Origin of the sequence: Microcoleus sp. BM001215392 (assembly GCF_036700185.1) — a bacterium.
Lineage (GTDB): Bacteria > Cyanobacteriota > Cyanobacteriia > Cyanobacteriales > Microcoleaceae > Microcoleus.
This window is the reverse complement of record NZ_JAUBOJ010000277.1, coordinates 1-10303: the sequence shown is the minus strand read 5'-3', so window position 1 is coordinate 10303 and position 10303 is coordinate 1. Positions and strand designations below refer to the sequence as shown.

Sequence of the window (10303 nt, the reverse complement as noted above, 5' to 3'; positions counted from 1 at the left end):
AAGCATTTCGGCAGACAATTTATTAGTGAGAACCAGAGATTTAATGCCGAAATGCTATAGCCCCTACGAATATATTTGCCAAAATGAGATGCACCCGCTGCACGATTTACAGCAGAAGATTACATAAATCCGTGCTCGGCTAAGAATTCTGGTGTAATTGTTCCCAAACTGTTGATGGCGGGGGTTTCTTCCCAGGGTTCGGGATGGGCTATCGCGCCGCTGCGCAGAAATTTTGCTACGTATTTGCCGAGGATGTCTGCTTCTAAATTAACTAAACTTCCTGGCTGTAAATAGCTGAGGTTTGTCTCAGAAAAACTGTGCGGAATTACGGCAACTTCAAACCAATTTCCGTCTGCATCGCAATCTGCTACTGTGAGGCTGATGCCGTTGACGGCGATGCTGCCTTTGGAAACGATATATGGCGCGATTTGACGCTGCCATCCCGAATGGGCTGATGGTGGAGCAGCAAACTTGATTTCCCAAGCGTTGGCGGTTTGTGTGGATGTTGCTAAAGCGCCGATCGCATCTACGTGTCCCGTCACAAAATGTCCGCCCAATTTGCTACCGGCCCGCAGCGAGGTTTCTAAATTCACCCACGCATCGGGGACTGCTCCCAAAGTAGTGCGGCGCAAGGTTTCTGGCGAAGCGACTGCGACAAAACCTTGGGGCAGAACTTCTACTACCGTCAAACACACTCCATCTACTGCTACGCTGTCCCCTACGGCTAAATCTTGTAAAATTTGGTAGGAGTTGCTTGATGTGCAGGAAATTTGGAAGTAATCGTTGCCTAGCGACTTGAGTTTTCCTAGAGATTGAATTAGTCCTGTAAACATAAGTATTTTCCTTTATTTGAGAGATTATTTACATCCAACCGACCGAAAGCAGGCTCAGGAGATTTGGCGATCGCCATCTCCTCCTAGCATTCAAGATTTTCGATTTGGCGATTTGAAATTTGAGATCGAAAAAAACTGACACGCCAGCTTCCCCCCCATGCGAAATATCGCTGATCTCAAATCGCCAATCGACTTACACGCCAGCTTTCCTGCAAACTGGTGCCGGCTCGATCGCCGATCTCGAATGCTTAAATGCGAAAATCGATCGAGGCACAATTCCCAAAAACCTAGACAATTTTTGTAATACTGGATTCAGGTCATCTCTATGCCCAAGTTCTCCACCGCCTTACGGTTTCTTAATTCTATGAGGCCGATCGAATGATTGAAATGAAAGTCGCTGGAATTGCCTTAGATGCAGCCACGCGCAGCCCTATTGTCTTATTGAGAGACGCTACTGAGCGACGCGCTTTGCCTATTTATATTGGTCAGGAGCAGGCAAAGGCTATAATTAGCGCCCTAGAAGGCCACAAGCCTCCTCGACCTTTAACTCACGATTTGATGGTCAATTTCTTAGAGGCCTGGAATCTTACCTTGGAGCGCATAGTTATTCACTCGCTGCAAGATAACACGTTCTATGCCGTGCTGATCGTCCGTCAGGGTGAAGTTAAAAAAGAGATCGATGCCCGCCCCAGCGACGCCATCGCTCTGGCCCTGCGCACGAACAGCCCCATCTGGGTGATGGAAGAAGTCGTCGCCGATGCTTCGATACCGGTGGATCGAGATGCTGATGAGGCAGAACGCCGAGCTTTCCGGGAATTTATCTCAAACCTGCGCCCGGAGGATTTGATCAAGAGAAGCGGCTTGGGTCAGGGCGAAACTTCGTCGTAACATTTATGCGCTATCGACGGTTTGGCAAAACAAAGTTGCACTTGTCTGTATTTTCTTTAGGAACCATGCGTTATTTGGCTTCTGAGGAAATTGCCTGTCAGACTGTGCAGCAGGCGGTGTCTCTGGGTATCAATCACTTGGAAACTGCTGCGGGTTACGGTTGCAGCGAGGAATATCTCGGTGCGGCGCTAAAATCTGGTTTGTCTGTCGATCGATCGCGCCTCCACGTTACTACGAAAATACCCCCAACGGATGATGCAGCAGCCACGGAACGCTGCATCGATTCATCTCTCAAACGCCTGAATTTAGATTATATCGACTGTGTGGCAATTCACGGTTTGAATACTTGGGAACATTTAGCAAGGGTGCGATCGCCCGCAGGCTGTATGTCAGCTCTAGCTAAAGCTTTGGCTGACGGTCGCATTCGTCACGTCGGCTTTTCCACTCACGGGTCTCTGGATCTAATTTTGGCTGCGATCGAGACAGATTTATTTGAATTTGTCAACCTCCATTATTACTATTTTTTTCAGCGCAACGCCCCGGCAATTCAACTCGCCAAAGACAAAGATATGGGCGTTTTCATTATTTCCCCGGCAGACAAAGGAGGGCAACTCTACAAGCCCCCGGAAACCCTCGCACAATTGTGCTCGCCTTTCTCGCCTTTAGAACTTAACTATCGGTTTTTACTTAGCGATACTAGGATTGGGACTCTCAGTGTGGGGCCTGCAAACCCGACAGAATTACAGCAACCTCTGGAATATGCCGATCGCGACTTTGGGCTCACCAACGCCGAAATCGCTGCCTTCGCGAAGCTAGAATCATTCATGGCAGAGCGTTTGGCAACCGACAAATGCAGTCAGTGCCATGCTTGTTTGCCCTGCCCGGAAAACATCAACATTCCCGAAGTATTGCGGCTGCGCAATCTCGCCGTCGGCTGCGACATGACTGAGTTTGGCAAATACCGCTACGCCATGTTTGAAAATGCCGGACATTGGTTTCCCGGTAGCAAAGGCAACCGCTGCACTGATTGCGGGGAATGTTTGCCCAAGTGTCCCGAAGAGTTAGACATCCCCACTCTGCTCAAAGATACTCACCAGCGACTAGGTGGCAAACCAGGGCGGCGGTTGTGGGATTGATGCGAAGCAGCCAAAAGGTAGAGCGAGGCGATCGAGAGTGCTGCAATAAAGTGACATCCTCCCAACGCTAACCCTTATGGGTATAGCGTGGGCTTCCCTTCCTCGCGGTTGGGGTTTCCTGCTTCATCGGGGTTCCCAAGCAACCTTCCTCCACAGGCAGCAACGCCGTCTGTCCAACGGCTGTAAGACCTCGCTGCATTACCACTTGGGCAGCAGCTACGTCTCTATCGGTCACATATCCACACTCACCGCAATGATGCACTCGCTCACTCAGTTCCTTTTTCCCGGTATGCGCTCCACAGTTGGGGCAGGTTTGGCTTGTGCCGTTGGGATCGACCTTGGCAAAGAAAACCCCACGCTTCCAGGCAACCCACTTGAGGATATCCAGAAAACTACCCCAGGCGGCATCCAAACAATGCTTTGCCAGTATTGAACCCCTCAATCAGCGCTCTGAGTCCATGTATCCCGACGCTGAACGGAGTACCGTGGAGAGCGCGGGACTTATACCTCCCCCAACCCCTCATTGGTTAAGTTAGACTTTATTCTAAGTGGATTTACGGTTTAGTCGATCGCCAAACTACCTAGCTTGCCTGCTTTCGGCATCCCGATCGATGCGCGCAGCGTTTTTATTGAAGTGCGAGCAAGGTACCCGCTTGTCGGTGTGTCTCGTTGCGAGCCAGATCCTGGCATTTGTCTGCAAAGCCAGATGTCGGTGCTCCTAACAAACTTTAAATAAGCACCAGCACGATCTGCCAACACAACATTCTCACAACAAACGCAACAAGTAGTTTTACTGGCGAATTATAGGGGTAAGATAGGCGGCAGAAAAACACCTTGCATAATTAGGTTCTATGTAAGTCCTGCCCTGAGCCAAATAGGCAAAAGTTACCAAAAATACCGATCATTGTAAGTCCTGCCCTGAGCCAAATAGGCAAAAGTTACCAAAAATACCTGTCATTTTATTGATGTGTTTGGTTTTTCTCAAGGAAACAATAGATTTGAGATTGGCTCAAAAAATCTCAGCTCTAGACTCGATTAAATCTTGTTTGTGCCAGCATCCGAATCATATTCTTATAACCCCAAGGTTCGGGTTCACAGACAGCGCAACGCTCGGAATGCGGTATAATTTAGCTCAAATATAAAATCGAAAATCGACTGATGGGTCGCCTGTCATTTACAACCGATTCAGCATCTACTACCATGGCTCAAACTCAGTTAAAAAATAGCCAGCCAAATTGTCCGCAGCCAAATTTAGTTGGAACTTCCCCAATATTTAAATCAGGTTTCGGCCCTTGCACCTACAACTTGTCTGTCACCAAAAACCAGCTCATTGGACTGCTGGCTTTACAAACAATCTTGCCAGTCGGATTAACAGGAGCAGCACTTTGGCTAACATCAACTGTTGCAAGGAGCGAACTGCAAAATCAAGCTAAATCAGAACTCAGCCAAAGTGAAACTAACTACAATGTCCCGCTAGCTCGCGCCTTTGACCGTTTGCAGAACTCTTCGGACAGCAAAAAGATCGTCGAAATAGTGTTAAATTCAAACAGCGGAAAAAATATATTAAAATTGCGAAATTCTGTTAAGGAAATACTAGAAAATCGAGTAAAAACAGGGGAAATAGACAGCGCTGCGTTAGTTGAAAAAAACAGGCAAGTCGTGGTAAATGTCAATTCCAAATATCAGAAAAGAATTCTCGATTTGCAAACAATAGTCGAGCGAGTATTCGTCGGAAAAAAGCAAATAACTGCCAGCGAAATTATTCCTAAATCTGAATTTGACAAACAATTCCTATCTGTGCCGTCGGGAATTGGCGACCGTCCTGTTATCGTCCGCTACGCAGCAAGTCCGGTAAAAGATCCCAAAAATCAGACAGTGATTGGTGTCTTAGTATTAGGAAAAATTATTAGCCAAACGCCGGGAGTTACTAGCGGCGAAACAGTCAAATTACAAGGCGGGTACGGGGCTATCTACACACCGCTAGCCGACGGCAAATTTGCGATCGCCCGTGAGGAAACAGAAACCACAAACGCACGATTACCCGGTGTGCTGAACTCGGAGACATCGCTGCTACAATCTGCACTAGCCGGGGCCGGCAAGCCGGTGCTGGGATACCTGCCAACCAGCGGTCAAACTCACGCGGTAGCTGCTAAATCGCTGGAAAATTTAGCCGGAAAGCCCGCAGCAATTTTAGTGCGCGCCATCCCCAAAACTGCCGATCTCGAAACCTGGTCGATCGACCGTTGGCTGCTGGTGGGACTATCTTCAGCAGTATTTCCCCTCGCTTTGGCAGTTTCAGTCGCCCGCCGGAACGGCAAAACCGCTAACTCTGATTTACCGACAGCAGACGCGAATGCACCGTCTAACTCTACCGCCGAACCGCCGCCATCCGAGAAGCTCGATCGCATTGCTGAAAATTTATCTGACAATTTCAATGTGGGGGAAGTCCCCGGGTTGTTCCCCAAAAAACCAATTTTAGACAATGGATTACCGCTAGATTTTAAAGATCAAATATTTGCGGGCGATCGCCTGATACCAAATTTCCCAATCCCGCTAACTGTCGAACCCCTACAATTGCCCGCAAACAACCTGTCAAATCAGCGGCGGCCGCCTAATACAGAATCAGACAAAAGCGCCCTCGCCTTAAATCAAGTCCAGGAAGCTTGGCAAGACTTAAATCACGTCAACTTGGAATTGCAGCGAGAAATAGTGGAACGCCAAAAGGCTCAAAAAGCCCTGCGCAAGAGCGAAGCACTGCTGCAAGCGATTTTAGACAACTCAACAGCTATTATTTATATCAAAGATGTTGAGGGAAAATACCTGCTCGCAAACCGCCATTTTGACAATTTGTTGCACCTGGAAAAAGAGCAAATCATCGGCAAAAGTGACAGCGATATTTTTCCGGAAGACTCTTGGACAGCCCGGGGAGAAAACGACCTGAAAGTGATTGCAACCTGCTCGCCCCTAAGCATCGAAGAAGTCATCCCTCAAGACGACGGGCCGCACACTTATATTTCTCTCAAATTTCCCCTGTGCAACTCCACAGGCACAGCTTATGCAGTCGGTACAATTTCTACAGATGTGAGCGATCGCAAACAGGCTGAACTAACCCTAAAAAAAGCTAAAGCAGAATTAGAAAAAGAAGTCGAACAGCGCACCTTATTTCTCAAACAAGCCAACCAACTTTTGCAGTTTGAACTCGCTGCAAAAGTCCGCGGCGCCATCACCGTCAGACAAATGACGGCTCAAGTAGCCCGACACGCCAGAACAGTAGACGGGATTCTCGGCGCTTCCCTCGATTTGATCTTTCTAGTCGATCGATCGGGAAAGTACACTTATGTCAGCCGTACCGCCGCCCAAGCTGCCGGTATGAACCCCAGAGAAATGATTGGCAAAACCTGGCAGGAATTAGGCTGGCCCCCAAAAATTATGCAGCGGGTTCATCAAGAGTGCGATCGCCTATTTGTCACAGCCGAACCCGCCAAAGGCGAAGTAATCGTCCCCACCGCAGCCTGGGGTACCCGCGACTACGAGTACATTCTCAGCCCGGTTTGTGCCACAGAAGGCACTGTGGAAGCGGTGGTGGCGACGCTGCGGGACATTACGGAACGGAAAAACGCGGAGGAAGCATGGCAATTGGCAAAAGAAGCGGCAGAACTCGCCAATCGCGCCAAGAGTGCTTTTTTGGCAAACATGAGTCACGAGTTGCGGACTCCCCTGAACGCGATTATCGGCTACAGCGATATGCTGGTGGAAGATGCCGAGGAGTTGGGCAATTTAGAAGTAGTTTCGGATTTAGATAAAATTCGGACTGCTGGGAAACACTTGCTGCGACTGATTGACGACATTCTCGACATTTCTAAAATAGAAGCTGACAAGATGGAGATTTATCTCGAAAGCTTCGATGTCGGCGGCTTGATCGATGAGGTGGCGACAACTGTCAAACCGTTAATTGAGAAAAATGGCAATATTTTGCAAGTATTGAGTGCCGAGAATATTGGCGCCATGCACGGCGATTTGATGAAGGTGCGACAGGTAATGCTGAATTTGCTCAGCAACGCTGCTAAGTTTTCTGCTAATGGGGCGATCGTACTTACTGTCGAAAGAATTACCAGCGAAGAGTTAAAAAATAAGTATCAACCGCGAGTTGCTCAAATGTTAATTTTGGATGCAGAATTTTTAATTTTTCGAGTCAAGGACACGGGGATCGGCATGACACAAGAACAGCAAGAGAGACTATTTCAACCTTTCACTCAAGCGGACAATTCAACTACTCGCAAGTACGGCGGTACTGGTTTGGGACTGACTATCAGCCAGCGTTTTTGTCAGATGATGGGCGGCGATATTGAAGTTACCAGCGAGTTAGATTGCGGTTCTACTTTTACGGCTTGTCTGCCTGCTTCGTTGTTTAGGCGATCGGAATTTTAATAATTTTGTCGCAATAAATTATGATGAATCACCACAAATTATGCCACAAAAATCAAGTTTTCCGGCACAGACCTAGCATTGTGACAAAAAGTTTATTTTTGTTCCTAATTGCCAGTTCTACGTGCATCACAGCCTTGCTGTGGGGACAATCGGCGGCGTTTTCCCAGCAACCAGTCTGCCCGAGTGGAGACGCTGCCAATTTCCCGTCGCCGCCGCTTTCGCAAACGCAAAAGAGCACGCCGAGTCTGTGGTTGGCTCAAAAACAGTTTGGCGGCAAATTGCTCGATCGCTGGTTTGTCGATCGCAGCAACACATGGGTGATCGTCATCGTCAACCGCCAACTGTGGAGTTTGCTGGATTATATGGAGCGCTATCAGTTTGTCAATCGCTTCGGCGCAGCTTCCAGCGAGTACGGTTACAACCTGCGAGTTTGCAACCGTCAGGGGACTGCTTTGGCGGTTTATGCGTGCAAGGGCGATCGATCGAGCTGTAAAATCGACTTAGAATCTCTTTCAAATCCAGGTCTTCGAGGCAAAATCAAAGGTTTTTAGTAAGGTGCGCAATGCGCACCTTACCCGTATATACTGAATTTTAATTTAGCCTTTCACTACTTGCCGAATTTCTTGCCAGATTGATCGATATTGCGCAATCCCCGCATCAGAGAAAGGCAGGATAAAGTCGCTAGCAGCAAGAATCTTAGCCTCCGGTAACAACACGGGATTGCTGCGCACATCGGCCGGCAAAGCCTCGGGTTTCATGCCGACAATTATCGGCGAACTAGCCTTAGCGAGCAAAGATAATTGAGGCGCAATCTGAGGCTGCAAGCAAAAATCAATCCATTTTTCCCCTAACGAAACTGGCTTTTTTGATGCGGGTTGTACCCACAAATCCGTCCAAAGTGCAGTTCCAGAAGCAGGAATTACTACAGCAATATCGCTTTGAGTTTGCAACAGCGGCAGTACGTCGCCAGAGGAACCTACGGCCAACCAAGTATCACCTAAAATTAACGGTTGCAAGTAAGAATCGGAACTGTAAAGCTTAGCTTGGGCGTGCAGGTTGGCGAGTTCTTTTTTGAGGTTGGGAACTTTATCTAATTGCTGCGTGTTGTAAGATTTTCCGAGTTTTTTTAATGTTAAACCGATCACTTCTCTGGCGCTATCCGGTAGCGAAATTCGATCGCGCAATTCCACTCGCCACAAGTCACTCCAATCTTTCGGAGTCCACCCCAAATCCTTAAATTTATCGGTTCGATAGGCAATTACCGTACTTCCCCAGCGGTAAGGTGCAGCCCAAACTTGACCTTTAGCGTCTAATTGACCCTCATCGTTGCGTCTGACGAGTTTTTGCCATCTTTCGGGTAATTGCGACCAATTACTAAATTTAGCAGGATCGATCGGCTGAATCAACTTTTGCCGAATTGCCAAAGTCAGCCAATAATCACCCAACATCACCAAATCAGCTTGATTTTTGGCGAAGGGTGTCCGCTTCCACTGCTGCAAAAGGGCAAATAATTCTTTTAATTGTACTTCTTGCGTTACCTGTAACAGCGGAGACGGTTGTAAATCGCGACTAAATTTGCTTACCAGTTGGGCTGGAATACCGTTTTTGAGCGATCGAATTTTGAGAGTTGGTTTCGAGTCGCAACCTGCCGCCAATTGACTTAAAGTTAGGGTGGTGGCACCCAATAGCAAAGACCTTCGTTTCACCTGTGAACCCGCTTTTCTAAATAGTGACCGATGTTTTGTGTTCTACGGCGCGGGAAATAATTGTTTGTCGAGTCCGGTATTTGGCACGATTTGTCTTATTTCTTCCTCAAACACAAAGCCATTGTACTCGCGAATGCTGCGATCTGACTCTGTTTGGCTCAAACCGCTGTCGGCGCGAAGTTAATTTAACAGCAGGCTAGGCGCTGTAACTCTCACCAACCGAGTTTTTTTAACTCTGATTAAAGGTTGGAACCAACCATAAAACTAAAAAAATCTCGTTTCAGCATCCAAGACAATCTAAAATCCCAAAATATAAAATCTTAAATCCTCAAGCTGAGCCGCTAAATCTACCGCCAGCATTGAGAACACAACAATTATGTCAAAAATTAAATAATTTAGTGATAAATCCCACTTATGTAAAGATTTCCCTTATATGTAAAGATATAAGTTACAATTTTCAGGATAACTGTATGGAAGCTTTACGCCAGCAAGTTACAGTATTGACTCAACAAGTCGATGCCCTCTACAAACTCATAGAAAATCTTAATGAAAAGTTATTGGAGTCAGCCAAGGATACTAAGCTGGCCCAACAGGAAATTGACGATCGCTCCCTTAAAGTAAGAAATCACAAAACCTCGCCCTATCAAAGCTACAGCAGTCTCGACGGACTGCTAGAACACAAAGACATATTGTTAGATGACAGTTACTTCGACAACAATTCCCAAAGCCAGGAAAAAGAACTGAGCGCCGAGATTCAAATCCAGCGCCTTACAGCTCAGCTAACAGCAGCTTACAATCGAATTGCTGCCCTAGAAGAACAGTTGCTCGCCAAAAGAATTCACTCGCAACACGTAGGCGGCTCTTATTAAATATTGCTGCTTGCGAGCTGGCCTCAATCTTAACAAAAAACACCAGCAGCATTAACTTATGCTCGTCTATTTATAGATTGATTGTATGGAGTTTTTTGTCTCGCGCAACCAGCATAAACTCTGTGTCACAGCCGGATACTTGGGAGAATATTCTGTAATTTTTCGAGCATAAATACAGAAAGTAATATAATTATTCAGCAGCGACAACGAAGCTGGTTTAACAGCAGAACTAGCTTCGCAGGTAGCTCGCCACGCCTGAAATTTTAATGTTCAACTCCTAATATTCTACGAATCTCAGAAAACTAAAAATTCGGTTTCTGAGTGTATTCTTCGCTGCTAAACTCAATATTATGAGTGAAAAACCAGATTTGTACGTCCATGACTATCTAATAGACTTGAATTGCAAAAATCGGAAAACACCCTAAAATTATCTGCGTTTATCT

Annotated in this window: 7 protein-coding genes and 1 pseudogene; 5 read left to right on the top strand and 3 right to left on the bottom strand. The window is 47.0% G+C overall.

The window, feature by feature from the left end; genetic code table 11:
• Positions 1 to 119: 119 nt before the first annotated feature.
• Positions 120 to 833: a riboflavin synthase gene (ribE, locus tag QT974_RS24140; protein WP_333470951.1), complete on the bottom strand. Its 714-nt coding sequence runs from the start codon at positions 831 to 833 to the stop codon at positions 120 to 122.
• 378 nt (positions 834 to 1211) lie between these two features.
• Here ribE and QT974_RS24135 point away from each other — a divergent pair, with 378 nt between their 5' ends.
• Both QT974_RS24135 and QT974_RS24130 read left to right on the top strand, forming a co-directional pair.
• Complete coding sequence (locus QT974_RS24135; RefSeq protein ID WP_333470950.1) at positions 1212 to 1721, top strand: bifunctional nuclease family protein; 510 nt, start codon at positions 1212 to 1214, stop codon at positions 1719 to 1721.
• Between the two features lie 5 nt (positions 1722 to 1726).
• Positions 1727 to 2857, top strand: a complete 1131-nt coding sequence (locus QT974_RS24130) for an aldo/keto reductase (RefSeq protein WP_333470949.1) — start codon at positions 1727 to 1729, stop codon at positions 2855 to 2857.
• Between the two features lie 67 nt (positions 2858 to 2924).
• On the opposite strand, the pseudogene QT974_RS24125 reads toward QT974_RS24130, so the two are convergent.
• Positions 2925 to 3290: pseudogene (locus QT974_RS24125) on the bottom strand (RNA-guided endonuclease InsQ/TnpB family protein); the annotation flags it as partial.
• Positions 3291 to 4015: 725 nt separating this feature from the next.
• Between QT974_RS24125 and QT974_RS24120 the strand changes: the two are divergent.
• Entirely contained in the window at positions 4016 to 7285 is a 3270-nt protein-coding gene (locus tag QT974_RS24120; RefSeq protein ID WP_333470948.1) for a PAS domain-containing sensor histidine kinase, read from the top strand.
• A 20-nt stretch (positions 7286 to 7305) separates the two neighbouring features.
• On the top strand, positions 7306 to 7836 hold the full coding sequence (locus QT974_RS24115; RefSeq protein ID WP_333470947.1) for a hypothetical protein: 531 nt from the start codon (positions 7306 to 7308) through the stop codon (positions 7834 to 7836).
• Positions 7837 to 7881: 45 nt separating this feature from the next.
• Here the strand turns inward: QT974_RS24115 and QT974_RS24110 are convergent, their stop codons facing one another.
• Positions 7882 to 8991 carry an extracellular solute-binding protein gene (locus tag QT974_RS24110; RefSeq protein WP_333470946.1) on the bottom strand — a complete coding sequence of 370 codons (1110 nt, stop codon included), beginning with the start codon at positions 8989 to 8991 and terminating at the stop codon, positions 7882 to 7884.
• Positions 8992 to 9461: 470 nt separating this feature from the next.
• Here QT974_RS24110 and QT974_RS24105 point away from each other — a divergent pair, with 470 nt between their 5' ends.
• Positions 9462 to 9860: a hypothetical protein gene (locus QT974_RS24105; RefSeq protein WP_333470945.1), complete on the top strand. Its 399-nt coding sequence runs from the start codon at positions 9462 to 9464 to the stop codon at positions 9858 to 9860.
• Positions 9861 to 10303 lie beyond the last annotated feature (443 nt).

What these genes read in the sequence shown, in the direction of transcription:
- QT974_RS24105 (WP_333470945.1), top strand. Translation starts at nt 9,462, where the DNA reads ATGGAAGCTTTACGCCAGCAAGTTACAGTATTGACTCAACAAGTCGAT.
- QT974_RS24135 (WP_333470950.1), top strand. Translation starts at nt 1,212, where the DNA reads ATGATTGAAATGAAAGTCGCTGGAATTGCCTTAGATGCAGCCACGCGC.
- QT974_RS24130 (WP_333470949.1), top strand. Translation starts at nt 1,727, where the DNA reads ATGCGCTATCGACGGTTTGGCAAAACAAAGTTGCACTTGTCTGTATTT.
- ribE (WP_333470951.1), bottom strand. Translation starts at nt 833, where the DNA reads ATGTTTACAGGACTAATTCAATCTCTAGGAAAACTCAAGTCGCTAGGC.
- QT974_RS24115 (WP_333470947.1), top strand. Translation starts at nt 7,306, where the DNA reads ATGATGAATCACCACAAATTATGCCACAAAAATCAAGTTTTCCGGCAC.
- QT974_RS24120 (WP_333470948.1), top strand. Translation starts at nt 4,016, where the DNA reads ATGGGTCGCCTGTCATTTACAACCGATTCAGCATCTACTACCATGGCT.